The 22979-nt window shown below is 64.4% G+C and carries 23 protein-coding genes; 10 read left to right on the plus strand and 13 right to left on the minus strand.

All coding sequences use genetic code 11. The features are described 5' to 3' along the window. Positions 1-37: 37 nt before the first annotated feature. Positions 38-622 (plus strand): GbsR/MarR family transcriptional regulator, encoded by a 585-nt coding sequence (locus WH367_RS12150; RefSeq protein ID WP_239808945.1) that lies wholly within the window; start codon positions 38-40, stop codon positions 620-622. A 1-nt stretch (position 623) separates the two neighbouring features. Then, the gene (locus tag WH367_RS12155; RefSeq protein ID WP_339536284.1) at positions 624-1097 is read left to right on the plus strand and encodes a hypothetical protein; all 474 of its coding nucleotides are present in this window, start codon (positions 624-626) and stop codon (positions 1095-1097) included. On the opposite strand, the gene WH367_RS12160 is transcribed toward WH367_RS12155, so the two are convergent. From WH367_RS12160 to WH367_RS12195, 8 genes are all read right to left on the minus strand, one after another. After that, positions 1094-1738 (minus strand): hypothetical protein, encoded by a 645-nt coding sequence (locus tag WH367_RS12160; protein ID WP_339536286.1) that lies wholly within the window; start codon positions 1736-1738, stop codon positions 1094-1096. The genes WH367_RS12155 and WH367_RS12160 overlap by 4 nt on opposite strands. A gap of 86 nt (positions 1739-1824) precedes the next feature. Next, entirely contained in the window at positions 1825-2814 is a 990-nt protein-coding gene (locus WH367_RS12165; protein ID WP_339536288.1) for an NAD(P)H-dependent flavin oxidoreductase, read from the minus strand. Between the two features lie 107 nt (positions 2815-2921). Next, on the minus strand, positions 2922-4715 hold the full coding sequence (locus tag WH367_RS12170; RefSeq protein WP_339536290.1) for an acyl-CoA dehydrogenase: 1794 nt from the start codon (positions 4713-4715) through the stop codon (positions 2922-2924). A gap of 168 nt (positions 4716-4883) precedes the next feature. Next, positions 4884-5816: an electron transfer flavoprotein subunit alpha/FixB family protein gene (locus WH367_RS12175; RefSeq protein WP_339536292.1), complete on the minus strand. Its 933-nt coding sequence runs from the start codon at positions 5814-5816 to the stop codon at positions 4884-4886. A gap of 153 nt (positions 5817-5969) precedes the next feature. After that, positions 5970-6719, minus strand: coding sequence for an electron transfer flavoprotein subunit beta/FixA family protein (locus WH367_RS12180; protein ID WP_339536294.1), 750 nt, complete (start codon positions 6717-6719; stop codon positions 5970-5972). A 202-nt stretch (positions 6720-6921) separates the two neighbouring features. Next, positions 6922-8196, minus strand: coding sequence for a mechanosensitive ion channel family protein (locus tag WH367_RS12185; RefSeq protein WP_021026939.1), 1275 nt, complete (start codon positions 8194-8196; stop codon positions 6922-6924). A gap of 133 nt (positions 8197-8329) precedes the next feature. Then, positions 8330-9109: an enoyl-CoA hydratase gene (locus WH367_RS12190; RefSeq protein ID WP_339536296.1), complete on the minus strand. Its 780-nt coding sequence runs from the start codon at positions 9107-9109 to the stop codon at positions 8330-8332. A gap of 21 nt (positions 9110-9130) precedes the next feature. Beyond that, on the minus strand, positions 9131-10084 hold the full coding sequence (locus WH367_RS12195) for a histone deacetylase family protein (protein ID WP_312987274.1): 954 nt from the start codon (positions 10082-10084) through the stop codon (positions 9131-9133). A 43-nt stretch (positions 10085-10127) separates the two neighbouring features. Here WH367_RS12195 and WH367_RS12200 point away from each other — a divergent pair, with 43 nt between their 5' ends. The 5 genes from WH367_RS12200 to WH367_RS12220 all read left to right on the plus strand — a co-directional run bounded on the left by WH367_RS12200 (position 10128) and on the right by WH367_RS12220 (position 15924). After that, the gene (locus WH367_RS12200; RefSeq protein ID WP_021026942.1) at positions 10128-11048 is read left to right on the plus strand and encodes an AAA family ATPase; all 921 of its coding nucleotides are present in this window, start codon (positions 10128-10130) and stop codon (positions 11046-11048) included. Between the two features lies 1 nt (position 11049). Continuing rightward, positions 11050-12063, plus strand: coding sequence for a DUF58 domain-containing protein (locus WH367_RS12205; protein WP_339536299.1), 1014 nt, complete (start codon positions 11050-11052; stop codon positions 12061-12063). 10 nt (positions 12064-12073) lie between these two features. Continuing rightward, positions 12074-14158, plus strand: coding sequence for a transglutaminase family protein (locus WH367_RS12210; RefSeq protein WP_339536301.1), 2085 nt, complete (start codon positions 12074-12076; stop codon positions 14156-14158). Positions 14159-14164: 6 nt separating this feature from the next. Beyond that, positions 14165-15394, plus strand: coding sequence for a lytic murein transglycosylase B (gene mltB, locus WH367_RS12215; RefSeq protein ID WP_339536303.1), 1230 nt, complete (start codon positions 14165-14167; stop codon positions 15392-15394). A 158-nt stretch (positions 15395-15552) separates the two neighbouring features. Then, positions 15553-15924 carry an Hsp20/alpha crystallin family protein gene (locus WH367_RS12220; protein ID WP_339536305.1) on the plus strand — a complete coding sequence of 124 codons (372 nt, stop codon included), beginning with the start codon at positions 15553-15555 and terminating at the stop codon, positions 15922-15924. Positions 15925-16002: 78 nt separating this feature from the next. Here WH367_RS12220 and tsaD read toward each other — a convergent pair whose 3' ends face one another. Next, positions 16003-17070 (minus strand): tRNA (adenosine(37)-N6)-threonylcarbamoyltransferase complex transferase subunit TsaD, encoded by a 1068-nt coding sequence (gene tsaD / locus WH367_RS12225; protein ID WP_339521186.1) that lies wholly within the window; start codon positions 17068-17070, stop codon positions 16003-16005. Between the two features lie 95 nt (positions 17071-17165). Beyond that, the gene (locus WH367_RS12230) at positions 17166-17915 is read right to left on the minus strand and encodes a DUF937 domain-containing protein (RefSeq protein WP_339521187.1); all 750 of its coding nucleotides are present in this window, start codon (positions 17913-17915) and stop codon (positions 17166-17168) included. A 215-nt stretch (positions 17916-18130) separates the two neighbouring features. On the opposite strand from WH367_RS12230, the gene ybiB reads away from it, so the two are divergent. The 3 genes from ybiB to WH367_RS12245 all read left to right on the plus strand — a co-directional run bounded on the left by ybiB (position 18131) and on the right by WH367_RS12245 (position 21214). Next, entirely contained in the window at positions 18131-19069 is a 939-nt protein-coding gene (gene ybiB, locus WH367_RS12235) for a DNA-binding protein YbiB (protein WP_339536307.1), read from the plus strand. Then, positions 19062-19958 carry a uroporphyrinogen-III C-methyltransferase gene (cobA, locus tag WH367_RS12240; RefSeq protein WP_339536309.1) on the plus strand — a complete coding sequence of 299 codons (897 nt, stop codon included), beginning with the start codon at positions 19062-19064 and terminating at the stop codon, positions 19956-19958. The genes ybiB and cobA overlap by 8 nt, the downstream gene beginning before the upstream one ends. A gap of 71 nt (positions 19959-20029) precedes the next feature. After that, positions 20030-21214 carry a glycerophosphodiester phosphodiesterase family protein gene (locus WH367_RS12245; protein WP_021026950.1) on the plus strand — a complete coding sequence of 395 codons (1185 nt, stop codon included), beginning with the start codon at positions 20030-20032 and terminating at the stop codon, positions 21212-21214. A 194-nt stretch (positions 21215-21408) separates the two neighbouring features. Here WH367_RS12245 and WH367_RS12250 read toward each other — a convergent pair whose 3' ends face one another. From WH367_RS12250 to WH367_RS12260, 3 genes are all read right to left on the minus strand, one after another. Continuing rightward, positions 21409-21894: an acyl-CoA thioesterase gene (locus WH367_RS12250; protein WP_021026951.1), complete on the minus strand. Its 486-nt coding sequence runs from the start codon at positions 21892-21894 to the stop codon at positions 21409-21411. A gap of 156 nt (positions 21895-22050) precedes the next feature. Further along, positions 22051-22374 carry an FHA domain-containing protein gene (locus WH367_RS12255; RefSeq protein WP_021026952.1) on the minus strand — a complete coding sequence of 108 codons (324 nt, stop codon included), beginning with the start codon at positions 22372-22374 and terminating at the stop codon, positions 22051-22053. 279 nt (positions 22375-22653) lie between these two features. Further along, positions 22654-22839 (minus strand): hypothetical protein, encoded by a 186-nt coding sequence (locus tag WH367_RS12260; RefSeq protein ID WP_339536311.1) that lies wholly within the window; start codon positions 22837-22839, stop codon positions 22654-22656. Positions 22840-22979 lie beyond the last annotated feature (140 nt).

Here is a 22979-nt window from a genome sequence, read left to right on the forward strand (position 1 = left end):
GTTTCAGCTTTTCCAGAAAAAACCGATAATCAGCGCCATGAAACAAGCCCCCACCCCGCTGCCCGAGCTCACCCGCCAATTCGTGTCACATTTTGGCGAGATGGGCAGCCGCTGGGGCATCAACCGCACCGTGGGCCAGATCTACGCGCTGATCTTTCTCTCGCCCCAGCCGATCAATGCCGACGAGATTGCCGAGGGCCTGTCGTTCTCGCGCTCCAATGTCAGCATGGGCTTGAAGGAGCTGCAATCCTGGCGCCTGGTGCATATGCGCCACCAGCCGGGTGACCGGCGCGAATACTTTGAAGCGCCGGCCGATGTCTGGGAGATCTTTCGCACCCTGGCCGAAGAGCGCCGCCGCCGCGAGATCGAACCCACGCAGTCGATGCTGCGCTCCGCCCTGCTGCAGGAAACCCATTCCGCCGACGAGCAATACGCCCAGCAGCGCATGCAGGAGATGTACGACCTGATCGACAAACTGATGACCTGGTTTGACGATGTGCAGCGCCTCAACCCCGACACGGCCCTGCAGCTGATGGGCATGGGCAGCGCTGTCACCCGGGTGCTGACCATCAAGGACCGCTTGACCGGCAAATCGCCCGCCCGCAAGGAAGGCAACGACTGAGATGCTGGCCCTGCAAGCCCCGGCCGCCATTGCCGAGCGGCTCTGGCCCGGCAGCCCCTGGCCCGCTGTGGTGCCTGGCCTGATGCCCGGCCATGGCCTGCCCACGACCGAGATCGCCGGCGATTTTGTGCTGCTGGACCACCTGGCCGCTGCCCAGGAAACGTGGGGGCGCGATGCCCCGCTGGCCAAGCTGGGCCAAGACTGGTGGGTGTTTGCCTGCTCGGGCAGCGGCGATGCCTGGTTGCTGAGCCGTGACCAGCAGCAGGCCGTCGCCTTTCTGGACCACAGTGCCGGGCCCGACGCCCTGCCCCAGCTGCTGGGCATCGATGCCGGGCAATGGCTGCAGTTGGCCGATCTGATGGCCCAGCTGGAAGCGGCGCAAGACCAGGGTCTGGCGCTGGCGCCGCAAGCCTTGGCGCTGATGGAGCAACTGGCGCCGGGCCTATCCGTCCACTATCCCTACACGCTGGCCTAACGCGCTGGCGCAGCAGTGGCCGTTTTGGGCGCCAGCACAATGCGCAGGCCTTGCTCCTGCACCTCCATGCGCTCGACCGTATAGCCCAGGCCTTGCAGCAGCATGCGCTGGCTGGCGGGCAGCTCATAGACCAGCAGGCCTTGCAATACCTGCTCAGCCAGGCGGGGTGCATAGGTCTGGAACATGCCCTGGTAGGCAGCGGGCACGCCCTGCATCTGCAGCTGCTGCACATGCACGTTGTGCAGGCGGATGCTGGCATCGGCATCCTGAAAGGCCAAGCCAAAGTCCAAGGTCATCTGGCCGGGGTATTCGTTGCCCATCAGCTTTTCCGTCACCCAGATATCGAAGGCGGCTCGCAGGCTGTTGCTGGCTGCCAGCAATTGCACACTGGGCTTTTGCAGCTGGATGACGACCATGCCCTGCCAGGAGCGGGCCAGCGGAAACTTGGCAGCGACCGCCTGCTGCAATTGCGCCTGGCTGATGCGGATGCTGCGCGCGCCTGCGGGTAGCGGGGTATCGGCAGCCTGCGCCATGCTGGTCGCAAGACCAGCCCCAGCCACCAGGCCAGCGGCAGCCCATACCAGGCAGCGGCGGCGCTGCAGCGGCTGGGCGCCAGCCTGGGCAAAAAACTGTATCTCCATCGCATCACACCGTAGCCGTCAAGCGCGGTTGGACAGCGCCGCAGGGCCAAAGTTCAGCCCAGGCGGCCGGTGTTGGTATCTGCGCGTTACGCTGCCTGAGCAGGGGCCGCTGCGCGGCTCGGGCTGCTGGCCAGCAGCGCATCGCGGGCCTCAAAGTACTCGCGCTTGAGCCGGGCCACCAGCTCGGCAGCGGGCACCACCTGCTTGACGGCACCAATGCCCTGGCCACTGCCCCAGATGTCTTTCCAGGCCTTGCGGTCCTTGCCAAAGCTCATCGAGCTGGGGTCGGAGACCGGCAGGTTGTCCGGGTCCATGCCGGCGGCGCGGATCGACGGGCTCAGGTAGTTGCCATGCACGCCGGTAAAGAGGTTGCTGTAGATGATGTCGTCCGAGTTGGAGCTGACGATCATCTGCTTGTACTCTTCGACCGCACGCGCCTCGTCGGTGGCGATAAAGGCCGAGCCGATATAGGCAAAGTCGGCGCCCATGGCCTGGGCGGCCAGCACCGCACGGCCATGCGCAATGCTGCCCGACAGCGCCAGCGGGCCGTCAAACCATTCGCGGATTTCCTGCACCAGCGCAAACGGGCTCTTGATGCCCGCATGGCCACCGGCACCAGCTGCCACGGCAATCAGGCCATCGGCCCCCTTGTCGATGGCCTTGTGGGCAAAGCTGTTGTTGATGATGTCGTGCATCACCACACCGCCCCAGGAATGGGCGGCCTGGAACACATCCTCGCGTGCACCCAGCGAGGTGATCAAAATGGGCACCTTGTACTTTTCGCACAGCGCCATGTCATGCTCCAGGCGCTCATTGGTCCGGTGCACGATCTGGTTGATCGCAAACGGCGCAGCGGGCTGGTCAGGGTGGGCGCGGTTGTGTGCCGCCAGGGTTTCGGTGATTTCGGCCAGCCAGTCATCGAGCTGCTCGGCCGGGCGGGCATTGAGCGCGGGCATGGAGCCGACGATGCCGGCCTTGCACTGCGCAATCAGCAACTGGGGGTTGCTGACGATGAACAGCGGCGAGCCGATGACCGGAAAAGGCACGTTCTGCAACGCGCCGGGAAGCTTGGACATACAAGGTCTCCTTCAAATGGCAAAAGCCTTCTGCGCTGTGGGAGCGGCGCAGACCCCAGGCGCCTTGGCCAAGGCGCGCGGGGGGCTTCAGATGTGGGACATGGCGCTCAGAAACCGTCCTGCGGCAGCGCCATCACCGGGGCAGCACCGTGCAGAACTTCTTCGCGCAATGCCGAGGTTTTTACCAAAATATGCGTGGCATAGAAATGCGCAGTTGTCACCTTGGCTTCGAGGAAAGCCTTGTCGCCCGCGCCCTGGCTGAGCTGCTGCTCGGCCGCCAGCAAGGCCCGGCCCATCTGCCAGCCTGCTACCAGATTGCCCGCCAGCATCAGGTACGGCACGCTGGCCGCAAACACATCATTGGGCGCGGTCTTGCTGCCCGCCACCACGTAGTCGACCACCGCCAGAAAGTCCTGCCGTGCCTGCGCCAGTGCGCGTGCAAACGCCTGGGCTGCGCCCGAGCTGCTGGCCTTCAAGGCCTGCTCGGTCTGCTCGATCTGGCTGGCGATGCCACGCGCTGCCTGGCCGCCATCGCGCGCGGTCTTGCGGCCCACCAGGTCATTGGCCTGGATGGCGGTGGTGCCTTCGTAGATGGTCAGGATCTTGGCGTCGCGGTAGTGCTGGGCAGCACCCGTCTCCTCGATAAAGCCCATGCCGCCGTGCACCTGCACGCCCAGGCTGGTCACCTCCTGGCTCATCTCCGTGCTGTAGCCCTTGATGAGCGGCACCATGAATTCGTAGAAAGCCTGGTTGTCCTGGCGCACCTGCTGGTCGGGATGGGCATGGGCGGCATCAAAGGCGGCAGCTGCCGTCAAGGCCATCGCGCGGCAGCCTTCGGTGTAGGCGCGCATGGTCATCAGCATGCGGCGCACATCGGGGTGGTGGATGATGGTGGCGCTGCCGGCCACACTGCCATCAACCGGGCGGCTTTGCACACGCTCCTTGGCAAAGGCGGCGGCCTGCTGGTAGGCCCGCTCGGCAATGGCCACGCCTTGCAGGCCCACGGCATAGCGGGCCGCGTTCATCATGATGAACATGTACTCCAGACCCCGGTTCTCTTCGCCCACCAAAAAGCCGGTGGCGCCGCCCTGGTCGCCATACTGCAGCACGCAGGTGGGGGAGGCCTTGATGCCCAGCTTGTGCTCGATGCTCACGCAGTGCACATCGTTGCGCGCACCCAGCGTGCCATCGGCATTGACGAGGAACTTGGGCACCACAAACAGGCTGATGCCCTTGACGCCATCGGGCGCGCCGGCCACCCGGGCCAGCACCAGGTGCACGATGTTCTCGGCCATGTCGTGCTCACCATAGGTGATGAAGATCTTGGTGCCAAAGACCTGGTAGCAGCCATCGCCCTGCCGCTCGGCACGCGTGCGCACCAGCGCCAGGTCCGAGCCGGCCTGCGGCTCGGTCAGGTTCATCGTACCGGTCCACTGGCCGGAGACCAGCTTGTCCAGGTAGGTCGTTTTCAGCGCATCGCTGCCAGCCGTCAGCAAGGCCTCGATGGCGCCATCGGTGAGCAAGGGGCAGAGCGCAAAGCTCATGTTGGCGCTGTTGAGCATCTCCACACAGGCTGCGCCAATCGTCTTGGGCAAGCCCTGGCCGCCGGCATCCACCGGGTGCTGCAGGCCCTGCCAGCCGCCTTGCACATACTGCGCAAAAGCCTCCTTGAATCCCGCCGTGGTGCTGACCTGGCCATCCTTCCAGGTCGAGGGCTGCAGGTCACCCACCACATTCAGCGGCGCCACCACCTCTTCGTTGAAGCGTGCACATTCCTCCAGCACGGCCTGCGCCGTCTCCAGCCCCGCTTCTTCAAAACCGGGGATCTGTGCCACCTGGTCGATGCGGGCCAGGTGCTCCATCGCAAACAGCATGTCCTTGACAGGTGCCTTGTAGCTCATCGTTGTCTCCTCATCTTATCGTTGCTTGTGGTTTTGGGGTGCGCCGCGCATACAAAAAAGGCATCCCCCAGGGGATGCCTTCAGATGCGTCTCGCGGCCACCACGCTGCCCATCACATCCAGCGTCAGCGGGATGCTGTTGCGGCGTGGGGTGGCTGCTGGCACGTTGTTACAGCTTGCTGGCCATCTCAGGCACGGCTTCAAACAGGTCAGCCACCAGGCCGTAGTCGGCCACGCTGAAGATCGGCGCTTCTTCGTCCTTGTTGATCGCCACGATCACCTTGGAGTCCTTCATGCCGGCCAAGTGCTGGATGGCGCCCGAGATGCCCGCTGCCACATACAGCTGGGGCGCGACGATCTTGCCGGTCTGGCCCACTTGCAGGTCGTTGGGCGCGTAGCCCGCGTCGACTGCAGCGCGGCTGGCGCCAATGGCTGCGCCCAGCTTGTCGGCCAGCGGGGTCATCACTTCGTTGAACTTCTCGGCGCTGCCCAGTGCGCGGCCACCGGAGACGATGATCTTGGCGGCCGTGAGTTCCGGGCGGTCGTTCTTGGTCACTTCGCGGCCCACAAAGCTGCTCTTACCGCTGCCCTCAACCGCTGCTGCGTTTTCGACCGCGGCCGAGCCACCAGTGGCAGCGGCGGCATCAAAGCCGGTGCCGCGCACGGTGATGACCTTGGTCGCATCGACCGACTGCACGGTGGCAATGGCATTGCCCGCGTAGATGGGGCGCTCAAACGTGTCGGCGCTGACCACCTTGGTGATGTCGCTGATCTGGGCGACGTCGAGCTTGGCTGCCACGCGTGGCGCCACGTTCTTGCCCGAGGCGGTGGCTGGCGCCAGGATGTGGCTGTAGTTGCCGGCAATCGCCAGCACTTGCGCGGCCAGGTTCTCGGCCAGGCCGTCTTTCAGCGCCGGGCCTTCGGCCAGGATGACTTTGGCAACGCCTGCGATCTGGGCTGCGGCCTGGGCTGCAGCGGCAGCCCCTTCGCCTGCTACCAGCACATGCACATCACCGCCGCAAGCCAGGGCTGCGGTGACGGTGTTGAGCGTGGCGGTCTTGATCGTTTGGTTGTCGTGTTCTGCAATAACGAGAGCGGTCATGTCTATCGTCTTTCCATTCAATGTGTCAGATGTCGTTCGCGGCCTTCAAAACTGTCGGTCCCGTGCGGCGGGACGACTAGCAAGGGCCGCCCCGCCGCGTGGTCGTCGTCCCCCTGGGGGGAAGGCGCCGCAGGCGACTCAGGGGGGTCAAGGTCAGATTACTTTTGCTTCGTTCTTGAGCTTGTCGATCAAGGTGGCCACATCGGGCACCTTCACGCCGGCGCCGCGCTTGGCGGGTTCTTCCACCCTCAAGGTCTTCAGGCGCGGGCTCACGTCCACACCCAGGTCTTCTGGCTTCAACGTGTCGAGCTGCTTTTTCTTGGCCTTCATGATGTTGGGCAAGGTGACGTAGCGCGGCTCGTTCAGACGCAGGTCGGTGGTGATGACAGCGGGCATGGACAGAGACAGGGTCTCCAGACCGCCGTCCACTTCGCGCGTCACATTGACTTTGTCGCCAGCGACTTCGACCTTGGAGGCGAAGGTGGCCTGGGGCAGATCAGCGAGCGCTGCCAGCATCTGGCCGGTCTGGTTGGCGTCGTCGTCAATCGCTTGCTTGCCGCAGATCACGAGACCTGGCTGCTCTTTGTCGACCAGGGCCTTCAGGAGCTTGGCAACGGCCAGCGGCTGCAGCTCCTCGGTGGTTTCGACCAGGATGGCGCGGTCCGCACCAATGGCCATCGCCGTGCGCAGCGTCTCCTGGCACTGGGTCACACCGCAGCTCACGGCGATGATCTCGGTGACCACACCCTTTTCCTTCAAACGCACGGCCTCTTCCACCGCGATTTCATCAAAGGGGTTCATCGACATCTTCACGTTCGCAATGTCCACTCCCGAGCCATCGCTCTTGACGCGCACCTTGACGTTGTAGTCCACCACGCGTTTGACGGGTACCAGTACTTTCATAAACCTCGACTCCTGAGTTGTTCAATAGGTTTGCGCCAGTGGCGGCGCGTTGGCGCGGCCACTCAGCCATGGGCATGGATCAGGCCATCATCGCACAAAAACAGCACGGTCGTGCTTTTTTATGACCAGACGAGCCATAACGACCAATTATCGGCGCATCGCTGCGCAGCAGCCTCCATTTTCCGCACAAGTTGGCGGTTCATCAGCCCTGGCTGGCAGGTATTGCACCGCCGCTATTGTTCTGGATATGCAAAACACGTTGCGGGAACGGAATCTCGATGCTGGCAGCGCGCAAGCCCTCGAGCACGGCGATATTGACCGCCGACTTCACATTGGCCTGGCCGTTCATCGGATCGTTGATGTAAAAGCTCAGGCTGAACTCCAGCCCGTCAGGCGCGAAATTCACCAGGAATACCGAGGGCTCGGGCTTGGCCAGCACCCGGGCCTGCGCCAGTGCGGCGCTCTTCAAGACCTCGCGCACCTGCGCGACATCGCTGTCTGCGCCCACGACAATCTGGGTCGTCAGATTGAACTTCTGGTCGGCATCGGTGAGGTTTTCCACCCGCTGGGTGATCAAGGTCTCATTGGGGACAATCGATTCGCGCCCGTTGGAGGCACGGATGACGGTGTAGCGCGTGCGGATGTCGGTGATGCGGCCTTCAAAACCGTCAACGCGCACGTTGTCACCAATGCGCAAGGCGCGTTCGATCAGCACCAGAAAGCCGCTGACATAGTTGGAGGCGATCTTCTGCATGCCAAAGCCCAGGCCGACCCCGAAGGCACCGCCCAGCACCGACAGTGCCGTCAGATCGACCCCCACCAGCGACAGCGCCACCAGCAGGCCGACCGTGATCAGCAGCATGCGCGTGAGGTTGACGGCCATCTTGCGCATCGACAGGTCCTTGACCATATCGTCGATCACGCGCTGCTCGAAGGTGGTCGAAATCCACAGCACCACCAGCATCACCATGCCCACCGATATCGCCCCCTGGAACAGCTCTAGCACCGATATCGACGTCTTGCCAAAGGCGAACTGCACGGCATCGAGCTGGGCCATCACCTGCGGCAGCACACCCAGGATGCCCAGCACCGCGACGCCCCAGGCCAGCCACGAGAAAATCCGCTCGATCAGGCGCACCAAGGTGGAGTTGGGAAAGGTCTTGGCCAGCACCCGGGCCACCAAGCGGATCACCGCGAGCGACAGCAGAATCTGCACCGCCAGCCGCAGCAAGAACACCGGCTGGTAGTGCTCCACCAGCATGCGGGCCGCTGCAGTGAACAGCAGCGCCAGCAGCGGGAACAGCGCCCCGCCCCAGGCCGTCTTGCCAAACCATACCGAGGGCTTGCCATCGTCGCGGTGGCGGTAAAAACTGCGTGTCAGCAGCCAGGCCAGGCCAATGCAAATCACCAGAACGGCCAGTTCCTGCCAGGTGCTGGCCTGTTCAAAGTCCTGTAGTAAACGATCAAAGATATCCATGCGCCGGTCTCATAGGGTCCAAAAAAAGCATACGCGCAAGCATATGCTGGTTCCGTACCGTATCACCGATAGGGCGCTGCCGTTTGTAGGAGCGGCAGAGTTCCTGGGACGCGCGGCTGAGCGCAGCCTGGGGCTAAGACCAGACCGGCTTGCGCTTTTGCGCAAAGGCCTGCGCGCCTTCCTGCGCATTGCTGTCCATCATGTTGGAGGCCATGCACTGGCTGGCCAGCTGGTAGGCCGCTTCGATGCCCAGCTCCCGCTGCTGGTAGACCAAGGCCTTGCCCATGCGCACGGCAGTGGCCGGTTTGCTGACGATGGCGGCGACCAGCTTTTCCAGCTCGGCATCGAGCTGCTCGGGCGCCGCCACCCGGTTGACCAGGCCCTGGGCCAGGGCCTGCTCGGCGCTGATGAATTCGCCCGTCAGCAGCATCTCCATCGCCTGCTTGATGGGCATGTTGCGCACCAGGGGCACGCTGGGCGTGGCGCAGAACAGGCCGTACTGGATGCCGCTGGTGGCAAAGCTAGCGTCGGTGCTGGCAACGGCCAGGTCACACTGCGCCACCAGCTGGCAGCCGGCGGCGGTCGCCATTCCCTGCACGCGCGCAATGACCGGCACAGGCAGCTTCTGGATCGCCATCATCACCTGGCTGCAGCGGTTGAACAGGTCCTGGTACCAGGCGCGGTCAGGATGGGCCGCCATGTCCTTGAGGTTATGGCCCGCGCAAAAGGCCCGGCCCTGCGCGGCCAGCACCACCACGCGCACGGAGGCATCCTGCGCAATGGCCGCCAGCGCGGCGCGCAAGGCAGCGAGCATCTCATCGCCCAGTGCATTGAAGCGCGCCGCATCATTCATGCACAAGGTCACCACACCACGCGCATCGCGGGTCTGCACCAGCAGCTTGCTGTCCGTCATGGCCAGTTCCTCAAAAGGGGTTTACAGATCGGCGAGCACGCGGATATGGGCTTCCACGCTGGCTGCCAGCGGCGTCATCACATAGCCGCCTTCCAAACAGGAGACGATGCGGCCCTTGCTAAAGCGCCGCGCAATGTCCTTGATGCGGTGGGTGATCCAGGCGTAGTCGGCCTCGACCATGCCCAGCTGGCCCATGTCGTCTTCGCGGTGGGCATCAAAGCCGGCGCTGATGAAGACCATCTCGGGCTTGAATTCCTCGAGGCGCGGGATCCAGTAGGTCTCGACGATCTCGCGGATGTCCATGCCCTTGGTGTAGGCTGGCACCGGCACATTGAGCATATTAGCCGCCGGGTCCTTGTCGCCCGAATGCGGGTAGAAGGGGTGCTGGAAAATGCCCACCATCAAAATGTGCGGGTCGCCGGCGCAGATGTCTTCGGTGCCATTGCCGTGGTGCACATCAAAATCGACAATCGCTACGCGCTTGAGCTGGTGGCGCATCAGCGCATACTTGGCGGCAACGGCGACATTGTTGAAAAAACAAAAGCCCATGGCCTGCTTGCGCGTTGCATGGTGGCCCGGCGGGCGCACGGCGCAAAAGGCGTTTTCCATCTCGCCGCTGATCACCGCATCGGTGGCAGCCAGCGCCGCGCCGCAGGCGCGCAGCGCGGCATTCCAGGTGGCACCGTTGACGGCGGTGTCGGTGTCCAGCATCAGGGTCTGCGGGCCACCAATGGCCTGGTTGTCGGCCGCCATCTCGGACAGGCCACGGATCGACGCAATATGCAGGCGCTCATGGCCCAGTTCCAGATCGGACATGCTGGCCTTGGGGGCGTCGCGCCGCTCCAACGCGTCCCCCACCCCGGTGATCAGCAAGCGGTCTTCAATCGCATCCAGGCGAGCAGCGCATTCCGGGTGGGCAGGCCCCATGTCGTGCAGCCAGCAATCACGGTGGCTGAAATAACCTGTCTTGGACACAGTTTTCGTCTCCTTAACTGCCTTTGTCGTTTATTGTGCTGGTATGCAGACACAGCACACCATACAAAAATTATTGACTCAGCTTAACACGGTGATTGTGGGGAAACCGGCGCAGGTTCAGGATTGTCTGACTTGTTTGCTGGCGGGAGGACATCTGCTGATTGAAGACGTACCAGGTGTGGGCAAGACCACGCTGTCGCATGCGCTGGCCCGCACCTTGGGGCTGCAGTTTGCGCGGGTGCAATTCACTGCAGACCTGATGCCCAGCGACTTGACCGGCGTGTCGGTCTATGAGCGCGAGCAGCAGGCCTTTGTGTTCCATCCCGGCCCCGTATTCACCCAGGTTTTGCTGGCCGATGAAATCAACCGCGCCAGCCCCAAGACGCAAAGCGCGCTCCTGGAGGCCATGGAAGAAAAACAGGTGACGGTGGAGGGTGCCACGCGCCCGCTGCCCCAGCCTTTCTTTGTCATCGCCACGCAGAACCCGCTCGACCAGCTGGGCACCTATGCGCTGCCAGAGAGCCAGCTCGACCGCTTCCTGATGCGCATCTCGCTGGGCTACCCCGACCAGGCGGCCGAGTTCCAGTTGCTGGCCGGCCAAGGCCACCGCGACATCGCCAACCAGTTGCCGGCACTCACTTCGGCCGTCGAGCTGAAGTTCCTGCAGCAGGAAGTGACCAGCGTGCGCGCCAGCGATGCGCTGATCCACTATGTGCAGGCGCTGATCGCGGCTACCCGCTCGGGCCAGTGGTTTGTGCAGGGCCTGTCCCCGCGCGCAGGCATTGGCCTCATCCGGGCCGCCAAGGCGCAGGCCTTGATCCAGGGCCGCGACTATGTCGCGCCCGATGATGTGCAGGCCATCCTGCCGCAGACCACCGCGCACCGGCTGGTGCCGGTCAGTACCTCGGGGCGCAGCGCGGTCGAGCAGGTGCGCGCGATGATGGACAGCGTGGCGCTGCAGTAGTGTGAGTGCGCCCCCAGCGGCTTCAGGGCAGCCCCGCAACCGCCCTATCCAGCGGCTTCGCCAGCGCATGCGCCAGTGGTGGCTGGCCCAGTTGCCCAGCGCCAGCCGCCATGCCGTCAGCCGCCGCAACCTCTACCTGCTGCCCACGCGTGCGGGCTGGATGCTGGCGCTCACCTTGCTCGTGCTGCTGGTGACCAGTATCAACTTTCAGCTCAACCTGGGCTTTTTGCTGACCTTCATGCTCACCGGCGCGGCGCTGGTGTCGGTGGGTATCGGCTACCGCAATCTGCTGGGTCTGCAGCTGGAGCTGCATGCCCCCGAGGCGCAGTTTGCTGGCCAGCCGCTGCGCCTGGATCTGCGTCTGGACAACCCCAGCCGGCGCAGCCGCTATGCACTGGGCATACGCCACTACCAAGGCCATGAACTCAGCCAGGTGGACGCCCCCGCGCAAGCCAGCACCCCCATGCAACTGAGCACACCGGCCGAGCGGCGCGGCTACCAAAGTCTGCCTGCGGTGCTGGTCGAGACGCGCTTTCCACTCGGCGTTTTTCGCATGTGGACCGTCTTTAGAACCACCGAGAAGGCTCTGGTCTACCCCAGCCCAGAAACCAACCCACCGCCACTGCCGCTGGGCCTGGCCGATGCCGGCACCGGAAGCAGCGCCAGCCTGCGGGCCAGCAGTGGGGAGTTTGATGGCGTGCGCAGCTACCGGCGCGGAGACCCGCTCAAGCTGGTGGTCTGGAAGAAAGCGGCGACCTCGCTGGCCACCGGCAGTGGCCATTTTGTCGTGCGCGACAACCAGCACCAGGCGCAGCAGGACCTGTGGCTCGATGCCAGCCAATGCGGCCTGGCAGAACGTGAAGCCCAGCTCTCGCGCTTGGCCGCCTGGGTGGTGATGGCCGACCAGCAAGGCCTGCGCTACGGACTGCGTTTGGGAGCGGCCAACGCCGAGCAAGCCGCCGACAGCGGGCCCGCGCACCGCCAGGCCTGTCTGCGCGCACTGGCGCTGGCCTAGGAGCACCACAATGCCCTCTGTTTTCAACCCTGCCCACACCGCGGGCGCGAGCCGCTGGTCCAGCCTGCCACGCGAGGCGCGCGATACTCTCTTTTTGCTCGCCGTCGTCGGCTGGATCCTGCTGCCGCTCACGGCCACCTTGCCGCTGTGGGCCTCGGCACTCGCCTATGCCTTGCTCGCCTGGCGCGGCCGCATTGCGCTTTTGCAAAAACCGCTGCCCGGCCGCTGGCAGCTGCTGGCCTTGCTGGTGCTGGTCGTTGGTCTGACCTTGTTCAGCTACCGCACCATCTTGGGCGCCGATGCCGGCGTCACGTTGGTCAGCATGCTGCTGACGCTCAAGACCATGGAGCTGCGTGCCAAGCGCGATGCGATGGTCATTTTCTTCCTCGGCTTTTTTGCGCTGATTGCCAACTTTCTGCATTCGCAGTCGCTGCTGACGGCCTTGGCCATTGCCATGGGCCTGGTGGGCTTGCTCACTGCGCTGGTCCATGCGCATATGCCGGTGGGCCAGCCTTCGCTCAAGTTTGCGGCAGGCCTGTCGCTGAAGATGGTGGCCATTGGCGCGCCGCTCACGCTGGCGCTGTTTGTCTTTTTCCCGCGCATGGCGCCGCTCTGGGGCGTGCCCCAGAACCCGACGGCCAAGACCGGCCTGTCCGAGGAGATGACCGTGGGCTCGGTCGCATCGCTGGCCCAGGACGAGGGCATTGCGTTTCGCGTCAAGTTCGACACACCGCAAAACCGGCCGCCCCCCGCCAACCAGCTGTACTGGCGCGGGCCAGTGCTGTCCGATTTCGATGGCACAACCTGGCGCGCGACGCCCAGCTTTCGCAATCCCGATGACCGGATGTTTGCCGACATCCGCACCGAAGGCGAGGCGCTGCGCTACGAGCTGACCCTGGAGCCGCACCAAAAGCCCTGGCTGCTGACCCTGGACCTGACCCGAGAGGCGCCCACGCTGCCACGCGGCCGCGCCTACAGCACCGGCGATCTGCAGTGGCTCAGCAGCCGGCCCATTACCGAGGTGACCCGCATCGCGGTGGAGAGCCACACGCGCTACCAGTTTGGCATGCAGGCGGGCAAGCGCGAGCTGGCCTTCAACCGCCGGCTGCCGGCGAGCAGCAACCCGCGCACCCAGGCCTGGGTGGCGCAGCTGAGCGCCGAGGTAGGCGAGCGCCCCGACCGCAGCGCCCAACTGGTGCAGCGCCTGCTGGGGCAGCTGCGCAGCGGCGGCTACACCTATACGCTGGACCCGGGCGTCTACACCGGCCAGGCGGCCGACCAGTTCTGGTTCGACCGCAAGGAAGGCTTTTGCGAGCATATCTCGGCCGCCTTTGTGGTTGCACTGCGCAGCGCCGGCGTGCCCGCGCGCATTGTGACCGGCTACCAAGGGGGCGAAGCCAACAGCGTCGACGGCTACTGGACCGTGCGCCAGGCCGATGCCCATGCCTGGGCCGAAGTGTGGCTGGGCGAAGAACAAGGCTGGGTGCGGTTTGATCCGACAGGCGCAGTAAGCCCCGGCCGCATTGGCGCTGCACAGCGCCTCAACACCCCCAACTTCATGGGCTTCAGCGTCAGCAATGCTGCCACCATCAACGGGCTGCAGCGCATGCGCGCGGTCTGGGAAGCGGTCAACAACAGCTGGAACCAGTGGGTGCTGAACTACACCCAGCGCGAGCAAATGGACATGCTCAGCAAGCTGGGCCTGTCCAGCCCCAACTGGATGGATCTGGTGCGCATTCTGGGTGGCCTGGTGCTGGCAGCAGCCATCATCGTGGTGCTGGCCCTGCAGTACCAGCGCAGGCGCACAGACCCCTGGCTGGCCCTGCTGGGCCAGGCACGCAAACGCCTGCGCCAGGCGGGCTTGCCCGAGGCCGCCCAGGGCCATGCGGCCACGCCGCGCGCGTTGGCACGCATGCTGCACGCCCAGGCACCCGAGGTGGCGCCCGCCTTTGGCCCATGGCTCAAGGCGATGGAGCGCCAGCGCTACGCGCATGCCACCGGCGAGTCAGCGCCCAAGGCCGAGCTGGCAGCGCTTCGCAAACAATTACGACTTCTGCCCTGGTCCCGCCTGCGGGCCCTGGCAAACAAGGTATAAAACCCCATGCACCGAATTCTTCAGACCACTGTGGCCCTCCTTTACGCCGGCCTGTGCGCAACGGGCGCCTACGCACAAAAGAGCACGACCAACAAGTCCCGCAGCGTTGATTCCGCCCCCACCGCATCCAGCTATGCCAACCGGCCTGAGGCCGAAGCCTTTGTCCGCGAAGTCGCCGAGCGCCGCCATATCGATGAGGCCTGGCTGCGCGCCAGCATCAAGCAAGCCCGCTTCAATGCCACCGTGCAGCGCCTGATGACGCCGCGCACGGGGCCCGCTGGCGTCAAGAACTGGCGCGGCTACCGCAGCCGCTTTGTCGAGCCGATCCGCATCCGCGCCGGCCTGCGCTTCTGGAACGAGAACGCCGCCACGTTGGCCCGTGCCGAGCAGACCTATGGGGTGCCGGCCGAGTACATCGTCGGCATCATCGGGGTCGAGACCATCTACGGCCAGCAGATGGGCAACTTCACGGTGGTCGATGCGCTGGCCACCCTGGCCTTTGACTATCCCGCCAGCCACCCGCGCGCGGCCGACCGGGCCAAGTACTTCCGGGGCGAGCTCGAGCAGTTCCTGGCCACGGCCTACCTCACCGACAGCAACCCCTTCGACACGGTGGGCAGCTACGCCGGCGCCATGGGCATGCCCCAGTTCATGCCGACCAGCTGGTCCAACTACGCGGTCGATTTTGATGGGGACGGCAAGATCAACCTGTTTGGTAGCACGGCCGATGCGATCGGCTCTGTGGCCAACTACTTTGTCGCCCATGGCTGGCAGCGCGGCATGCCGGCCTACTACGATGTGCAGGTGAACAGCACGGCCGCACAGCTGGAGACCTTGCTCGCCCCCGATATCAAGCCGAGCTTCAGCGCCGCCGAGATGGCTGCGCTGGGCCTGCGCATCCAGGCACCAGGCGACCAGCACAATGGCCCGCTGGCACTGATCGAGCTGCCCAACGCGAGCGCTGCAACCCAGTACGTCGTGGGCACGCCCAATTTCTACACCATCACGCGCTACAACCTCTCGAGCTTTTACGCGATGTCGGTGGTCGAGCTGGGCCAGGCCATTGCACTTGCACGCAGCGGTGCGCCCGCAGCAGCGGACAGCGAGCCCAGCACGCCCGAGCCGAGCAGCGAGACCAGCAACTCCCCGACTGCCGAAGCGGCCGCCAAGGCCTATCTGCGCAGCAAGGCGCGCCAGCAGCGCACGCCCGATCCGGCCAATTTCAGCGCACCTTGATCGCTGGCCGGGCGACACATATGGACGTGATCCGCAGGCTTTCAAGGCCTGCACTGCAAAAATAAAATCCAGCAATTTTCTCTTGAAATTGCGGCTTCTTCATCCAACTATCAGTCATCGAGCAGCAAACCCGCTGCCCTGTTTCACAAGGATTGAAGATGATCATGACCCCTCTGATGCACCGCTCGGCCTACGCTGTCTCCCCTTCCGCGATGGATGCCGCCCTGCAGCGCTTCCTGCAAGCCACCACGACGGGCACCACGAGCCAGGGCACCGTGCAGCAAGACGGCTCCGTGTTCAGCATCGGCATCGATGTGCCCGGCCTGTCGCGCGAACAGCTGCGCATCGAGCTGCAGGACAAGACCGTGCGCCTGACCAGCATTGAAGGCGCACCACGCAGCATCCAGCGCGCCTGGAAGCTGCCTGCCAGCATCGATGCCGCAGCGTCCAAGGCCAGCCTGGAAAACGGCGTGCTGACACTGGTGCTGAGCACCACCCAGCCCAGCACCCAGACCCTGGCGATTGCATAAACGCAGCCACCACAAAGCACAAGGGGCCTGGAGGCCCCTTTTGCATGCTGTGCTGGCGCATCACCAGCGTATCAACGTCTATGTCTCTTGCGCAGCCGTCGGCCGCTGCACGATCGCATCGAGCGGCCAGCGCGGCTTGACGTCAAAGGCATAGACCTTCTCGGCCTGCTGCTGCCCCGCTTCGATGCGCATGGCAGCCGCCATCGCAATCATCGCGCCATTGTCGGTGCACAGGTGCAGCTCGGGGTAGTGCACGCGAATGCCGCGCTTGCGGCAGGCGTCGTTGAGCTGCTCGCGCAGCAGCCGGTTGGCACCCACGCCGCCGGCGACCACCACGCGCTGCATGCCGGTCTCCTTCAAGGCATTCAAGGTCTTTTTCACCAGCACATCCACAATGGCCGCCTGCGTCGATGCGGCCAAATCCGCCTTGCGCGCCTCCAGGCCATCGCCCAGCTTTTTCGCCTGGGTCAGCACCGCTGTCTTCAGGCCTGCAAAGGAGAAATCGAGATCGCCGCTGTGCAGCAACGGGCGTGGAAGCTTGAAGGCCTCCGGGTCGCCGCCCTGCGCCAAGCGGGACAGCTCGGGCCCACCGGGGTAGGGCAGGCCCAGCAGCTTGGCCGATTTGTCAAAGGCCTCGCCCGCCGCGTCGTCGATGGTCTCGCCCAGAATCTGGTAGCGGCCCACGCCGTCCACGCGCATCAGCTGCGTGTGGCCGCCGGAGACCAGCAACGCCACAAAGGGGAACTCGGGCGGGTCTTCGCTCAAAAACGGCGAGAGCAAATGGCCTTCAAGGTGGTGCACGCCGAGCACCGGCTTGTCCAGCGCCGCCGCCATCGCGCAGGCCACGCCTGAGCCCACGAGCAAGGCGCCTGCTAGCCCCGGGCCACGGGTAAAGGCAATCGCATCGATCTGCGCGAGCGTGCAGCCCGCGTCATCCAGCACTTTTTGTGTCAGCGGCAGCACGCGGCGGATATGGTCGCGGCTGGCCAGCTCCGGCACCACACCGCCGTAGGCGCGGTGCATCTCGATCTGGCTGTAGAGCGCATGGCTCAGCAGCTCGGGCACCGTGCCTGGGCCACGGGTGCGCACCAGGGCCACGCCGGTTTCATCACAAGAGGATTCGATCCCCAATATCAGCTCAGTCATGGGCCCAAAGTGTAGGCGCTCTGGGCCGCTTTTGCGCCCGGGGACGGGGCTATCCTGGCGGGCCGCCAGGGTTTGCCAGCCCCGCCACGGCACCTTTAGCGCTTGCCGCCCAGCAGCGAGCCGCCAATTTTCATCAGGTCGCCGACATCGAGTTTGCCGTCGCCATTCTGGTCCAGCAGCGAGCCCAGCAAGCCGCCGCCCAGGCCGCCTTGCTGCTGCACCTGGGCTTTTTCCTGGCCCAGCGCATTGCCCAGCTGCGAGGAGTTGAGGCCACCCGACATGACACGCTGCGCGAGGAACGACATCACCAGCGGGGCCAGCATCTTGAGCAGGTTGCCGGCATTGGCGCCCAGGCCTGTGGCCTGGCCCAGATTGGCCGAGGCCTGGTCTTGCTGGCCGCCAAAGATATGGCCCAGAATGCTGGCGCCATCCAGAGCCGCAGGCGATGCGGAGCCGGCACCCGAGCCCGCCGCAGCGCCGCCGCCCAAAGCGCCACCGAGCACACTGCCCAGCATGCCACCCAGACCGCCCAGGCCACCCAAGCCGCCGGCTTGCGCACCACCACCGCCACCACCCAACAGCGAGCCCAGCAGCCCGCCCAGGTCTGGGCCTGCGCCAGCACCGCCTGCCGCGCCATGGTCGCGTTGCAATGCCTCGAACAAGGCACTGGCGCCACCCGCGCTTTGCGCGTTGTTGCCCAGCGCGCCCAGCATCATTGGCACAGCCGCCTGCACGGCCTGCTCGGTCTGGGCCTCGCTCTGGCCCAGGCTCTGGGCCATCTGCTGGATCGGAGCGCCCTGCAGTTGCGCGAGGAGCTCGTCGACCATAGAGGGAGATGCGGACATGTTCTTTCCTTTCAAAAGCCCAAAGGGCGTGGCACAGAATGCAGATAGTAGACGTTCAGCATGGCAGTGCAATACAGAGGGGCGCAAATCTTCGTTAACCGGCGCTATCGGCAGGCAGTGCCCTGGCATACCCGAGATGCCGGATGGGCTGATTTTTCTTATTACTTCCGTATATATAAAACCTAAAATAATGGGTGAACGCATTTTTTACTGCCATGGCCATACAGCACTACATCAAGGAAATCGGGCGCGGCGCACGCGGCGCCAAGGCCCTCAGCCGCATCGAGGCCAGCGATGTGATGGCGCAGATACTCGATGGCCGGGTCAGCGACTATGAAATCGGCGCCTTTTGCATTGCCATGCGCATCAAAGGGGAAACGGCCGAAGAGATGTGCGGCCTCTGGGAAGCCGTCCATGCGCGCATCGCCCGCTTTCACAGCAGCGCCGCCTTGCCCACCGTGGTCCTGCCCAGCTACAACGGCGCGCGCCGCCTGCCCACCTTGACCCCGCTGCTGGCCTTGCTGCTGGCACGCGAAGGCCTGCCGGTGCTGGTGCATGGCATGCAGACCGAAGCGAGCCGCGTCTCGGCCTTTGCCGTGTTTGAGCGCCTGGGTTCAGTGCCCCGCGCGCAGACTGGCACCATTGCCGCATCGGAAGTGGCCTTGGTGCACACCGCCACCTTGCTGCCCGCACTGGCCAAGCTGCTGGCCGTGCGCCAGCTCATCGGCCTGCGCAACCCGGGCCACAGCATTGCCAAGCTGCTGCAGCCGGTGCATGGCCCGGCCGTCTTGCTGGGCAGCTACACGCACCCGGAATACCTGCCGATGCTCCAGGCCACGTTGGCCGAGCTGCAGACCAACGCGCTGCTCTCGCGCGGGCTGGAGGGCGAGGTCTGCGCCGACCCGCGCCGAAGCCCGCAATACGACGGCTTTGTCGCGGGCCAGCACCAGCTGCTGCAGGCACGCAGCAGTGGCACCGACAGCCAGGTGCCCGGCCTGCCCAGCGAGCGCGATGCGGACACCACCGCGCGCTACACCGAGGCCGTGCTGGCCGGCCAGTTGCCGGTGCCCCCTGCCTTGGCCCAGCAAGTGGAACATGTGCTGGCCATCGCCCAACAAATACAACCCGCTCCCCAAGCCTCCCACCATGACTGACAGCAGCCTGCCCTCTCTTACCGCGCACCCGCCAGCCGATGCGCCTTCACCAGGCCAGGGCCAGTGCACCCTGGTCGGTGCCGGCCCGGGCGACCCGGACTTGCTCACCATCGCTGCTGCCAAGGCCTTGCAGCGCGCCACCGTGCTCTTGGTGGACGACCTGGTCAATGACGCCGTGCTGCAGTGGGCGCCCGCCAGTGCCCGCATCGTCCATGTGGGCAAGCGCGGCGGCTGCCAGAGCACGCCCCAGGCCTTTATCCAGCGCCTGATGCTGCAGGAAGTGCAAGCCGGAGAGAACGTGGTGCGGCTCAAAGGCGGCGACCCCTTTATCTTTGGCCGGGGCGGTGAAGAGGTGGAGTTTTTGCGCGCCCACGGCATCGAGCCGCGCATCATCAATGGCGTGACCGCCGGGCTCGCCGCGCTGACCAGCCTGGGCGCCCCCTTGACCCACCGCGACCATGCCCAGGGCGTGGTGTTCATCACCGGCCATGCCAAGCCAGGCGGCCAAGGCCCCGATTGGGCGCAACTGGCGCGCACGGCGCACGATGCACGCCTGACCCTGGTGATCTACATGGGCGTGGCCAGTGCCGAGGCCATCAGCCAGGGTCTGGGCAGCGGCTTGCCTGGCGATACCCCGGTGGCCATCGTGCAGCATGCCAGCCTGCCCCAGCAGCGCCATGCGATCACCGACCTGGCGCATTTGCCCGCCACGATGGCCCGCGAAAAACTGGCCAGCCCCAGCATCATCGTCGTAGGCGATGTGGTGCAGTGCGTGGCGCTGGCCGCCCAGGCAAGCCGTACCATCGATCCAACAAGCCACCGAGATTTCTCCGAGATTTGCGGATACGATAGCCATTCGAGCGTGGAAAGCAGGACATCCATAGCGTAAAGTAATTAATCTTTACATATGCACAGATTGTTTCTCCACGTCCCAACCATAAGACGAGGAGCACCCAGCATATGCAAAGACAACGTACCTGGCGCCTGTGCGCCGCGGCCCTGGCGATCACCGCACTGACCGCCTGCAAGACCGAATTGGGCCCGGGCGATGGTGGCGGCACCAACCCCAATCCCAAGCCCTATCCCACGCTCGACGGCAACGCACCGCAAAGCTTTTCCCTCAGCAGCATCGACGGCAAGGCCGCCAATACGACCGAGAGCTTTGATGCCGCCGTCGCCCAGGATGCCAACTTCATCGCTGTCGACCTGGTGATGAGCAAGGACGGCGAGCTGGTCGCCCTGGCCTCGCCCAACATCACTGAGATCACCGACGTCTCCAGCCGCAGCGTCTATGCCAACCGCAGGACCTTGCGCCTGATCGATGGGCAGTCGCACCAGGGCTGGTTTGCCTCTGACTTCACCCTGGTGGAGCTGCAAAGCCTGCGCGCCAAACTGCCCGCATCCACTACGCCACCGGTCGGCGCCAACACTGGCCGCATCCTGTCGCTCAACGATGTGATCGCCTACGCCAAGCGCCAGCGCAAGACGGTCGGCCTCTATCTGCAGACCTTGAACCCCACCTACCACAGCCAGCTGGGCCTGGCGATGGAAGACAAGCTGCTGGCAGCCTTCACCGCCGCAGGCTACACCCAGGAAACGGCACCGGTGATCGTGCGCTCGTTGGAAGTCGCCCACCTCAAGACCTTGCGCGCCAAAACCCAGGTTCGGCTGGTGCAGATGATCAACGGCGATCCTGTACTCGGCCGCGAAGGGCAGATCCTCATGACCCTCCCCTATGGTCAGCCCTATGACTTCACGGTGGCCGGCGTCTCGACCACCTACGCCCAGATGGTGACTGCCGACGGCCTGGCCCAGATCAAGACCTATGCCAATGGCATCTCGCCGTGGAAGCCCTACGTCATCTCCGCCCGCAACCTGGACAAGAATAGCGACGGCCAGCCCGATGACCTGAACAATGACGGTCTGTGGGACTACCGCGACCGCGAGATGATGCCGCCCACCAACCTGGTCACGCTGGCGCACGCGGCCAAGCTCTTTGTCCACCCCTGGGCCTACCGCAACGACGCCACCCTGCTGGCGAGCGACTTCAAGGGCAAGGTGGCGGCCGAGTACAAGCTCTTCTATGAAGTGGGTGTGGATGGCGTGTTCAGCGACAGCCCCAGCGACGCCAACAAGGCACGGTAAGCGGCGCAGCCGGCGCGGATCAAGACCTGACATGCGCTGATCCAGCCGCTGCAGGCAGTCACTCTGTGGCGCTGCCCACCAGGAAAGAGAAAAAGGCAAGGTTCAACCCTTGCCTTTTTCCATGGAACCGTACCGTATCGCCCGGCAACGCCGGGCGCAGCGCCTTGCAGCGATACAGGCCGTGGGGCCAGGCGTCAGCCGGGCTGGCGCGTTGTCTGCGCAAAACGGCGTGCCAGCTCCTTGCGCAGTTCCTTGCGCGTCAGGGCCGCGTCCCAGCGGCGTTTTTCATCATCGGTCTCCGGCTGCAACGGCGGCACGGGTACCGGCTTGCGCTGGTCGTCCACCGCCACCATCGTGAAAAAGCAGCTGTTGACATGGCGCACACTGCGCTCACGGATGTTCTCGGCCACCACCTTGATGCCGATCTCCATCGATGACGTCCCCGTGTAATTGACGCTGGCGTAGAACGACACCAGCTCGCCCACATGGATGGGCTCCAGAAACATAACCTGGTCCACGCTCAAGGTCACCACATAGCGTCCCGCATAGCGGCTTGCGCAGGAGTAGGCCACGTTGTCGAGCTCGCGCAAAATGGCGCCGCCGTGCACATTGCCAGAGAAATTTGCCATGTCCGGAGACATCAGCACCGTCATCGTGAGTTGGTGGTGAGGTAAACGCATGGGGCCGATTGTAGGCAGCGCCGCTGACAGCGGAATGCAGCGCTGGCAAACCCCTGAGCGCACTCGGGAAAGGCGGCACACCCCTCTGGCAGCGCGACGCAAGCTGCGGCCTCGGCGGGACTTCGCGCATGCCAATGCCAGCCCAGCGCGCAGCACTCATCCGGCATAGGCATTGCGCGGTTGCTCCGAGCCATGCTTGACAAAGACCTTGTAGCAGCCAATGAGGACGTAATCGCCGGAGTAAAGCACCTTGCGGCGCATGCGCATGCCATTGACGAAGATGCCGTTCATGCTGTGGTGGTCCTCTACCGACAGCACGCCCGCGCGGTAGTAGAAGGCGCCGTGGTCGCGGCTGACCGCAGGGTTGTCCAGGCAGATGGCATTGCCAGCGCCTCGGCCAAAGGTCGTGTAACCGCTTTTCAGAATCAGCGAATGAAGCACCACCCTGTGCGTGATGAAAATGAGGACTTCCGGCAGCATATTCCACCTCCTTCGTCCGACCGGATCACCGGTCTGCACCGCAATCCCAGCATGCAGCTAGAACAAATTATCAATCGATTTATAAGAATAGATTGATAATAAATTACAACCCAGATGGATAGCACAAGGCGCTAGGGAATATCCGGGGGCATCAATTTTCTCTATCGCCTGGCAAGACGTGCTTTTTGCAGCCAAGAAGGCATGGCACGAGCAGCCAGCACGACACACCCGCTGACATAAAACGCGCCTTGATGGCTGGGATGCGGCCGCTGTGACCGGCTAGGTGGCGGCAGCACTCAGGCGTGAGTCTCCAGAACCAGTAGCGACGAAGATGAGGCGATGCTGCGCATGCTTGGCGCCGCGATGCCATTTGTCGATGGCAGCTTTGGCAAGCGCACCGGGCGCTGAACATCGAACCCCCACAGCAAAATGCGCCAGGGAATAGACACCACTGCGTTTATCCATTTGGAGAGCGCTGTCCATCCCAGGGAGGTCCGCATGCCCCTAACTCGACCGCTGATGACGCATATGCCTGCTGATCGCCCTTCACCTCAGGCCGTTTTTCCTTTTTGATAGGTCGAACACGCAGTGGAATGTCACCCCGC

The organism is Comamonas sp. MYb21 (assembly GCF_037479395.1).
Taxonomy (GTDB): domain Bacteria; phylum Pseudomonadota; class Gammaproteobacteria; order Burkholderiales; family Burkholderiaceae_C; genus Comamonas.

Coding starts and splice junctions, on each gene's coding strand:
- WH367_RS12150 (WP_239808945.1), top strand. CDS start 38: ATGAAACAAGCCCCCACCCCGCTGCCCGAGCTCACCCGCCAATTCGTG.
- WH367_RS12155 (WP_339536284.1), top strand. CDS start 624: ATGCTGGCCCTGCAAGCCCCGGCCGCCATTGCCGAGCGGCTCTGGCCC.
- WH367_RS12160 (WP_339536286.1), bottom strand. CDS start 1,738: ATGGAGATACAGTTTTTTGCCCAGGCTGGCGCCCAGCCGCTGCAGCGC.
- WH367_RS12165 (WP_339536288.1), bottom strand. CDS start 2,814: ATGTCCAAGCTTCCCGGCGCGTTGCAGAACGTGCCTTTTCCGGTCATC.
- WH367_RS12170 (WP_339536290.1), bottom strand. CDS start 4,715: ATGAGCTACAAGGCACCTGTCAAGGACATGCTGTTTGCGATGGAGCAC.
- WH367_RS12175 (WP_339536292.1), bottom strand. CDS start 5,816: ATGACCGCTCTCGTTATTGCAGAACACGACAACCAAACGATCAAGACC.
- WH367_RS12180 (WP_339536294.1), bottom strand. CDS start 6,719: ATGAAAGTACTGGTACCCGTCAAACGCGTGGTGGACTACAACGTCAAG.
- WH367_RS12185 (WP_021026939.1), bottom strand. CDS start 8,196: ATGGATATCTTTGATCGTTTACTACAGGACTTTGAACAGGCCAGCACC.
- WH367_RS12190 (WP_339536296.1), bottom strand. CDS start 9,109: ATGACGGACAGCAAGCTGCTGGTGCAGACCCGCGATGCGCGTGGTGTG.
- WH367_RS12200 (WP_021026942.1), top strand. CDS start 10,128: ATGCAGACACAGCACACCATACAAAAATTATTGACTCAGCTTAACACG.
- WH367_RS12210 (WP_339536301.1), top strand. CDS start 12,074: ATGCCCTCTGTTTTCAACCCTGCCCACACCGCGGGCGCGAGCCGCTGG.
- mltB (WP_339536303.1), top strand. CDS start 14,165: ATGCACCGAATTCTTCAGACCACTGTGGCCCTCCTTTACGCCGGCCTG.
- WH367_RS12220 (WP_339536305.1), top strand. CDS start 15,553: ATGATCATGACCCCTCTGATGCACCGCTCGGCCTACGCTGTCTCCCCT.
- tsaD (WP_339521186.1), bottom strand. CDS start 17,070: ATGACTGAGCTGATATTGGGGATCGAATCCTCTTGTGATGAAACCGGC.
- WH367_RS12230 (WP_339521187.1), bottom strand. CDS start 17,915: ATGTCCGCATCTCCCTCTATGGTCGACGAGCTCCTCGCGCAACTGCAG.
- ybiB (WP_339536307.1), top strand. CDS start 18,131: ATGGCCATACAGCACTACATCAAGGAAATCGGGCGCGGCGCACGCGGC.
- cobA (WP_339536309.1), top strand. CDS start 19,062: ATGACTGACAGCAGCCTGCCCTCTCTTACCGCGCACCCGCCAGCCGAT.
- WH367_RS12245 (WP_021026950.1), top strand. CDS start 20,030: ATGCAAAGACAACGTACCTGGCGCCTGTGCGCCGCGGCCCTGGCGATC.
- WH367_RS12250 (WP_021026951.1), bottom strand. CDS start 21,894: ATGCGTTTACCTCACCACCAACTCACGATGACGGTGCTGATGTCTCCG.
- WH367_RS12255 (WP_021026952.1), bottom strand. CDS start 22,374: ATGCTGCCGGAAGTCCTCATTTTCATCACGCACAGGGTGGTGCTTCAT.
- WH367_RS12260 (WP_339536311.1), bottom strand. CDS start 22,839: ATGGATAAACGCAGTGGTGTCTATTCCCTGGCGCATTTTGCTGTGGGG.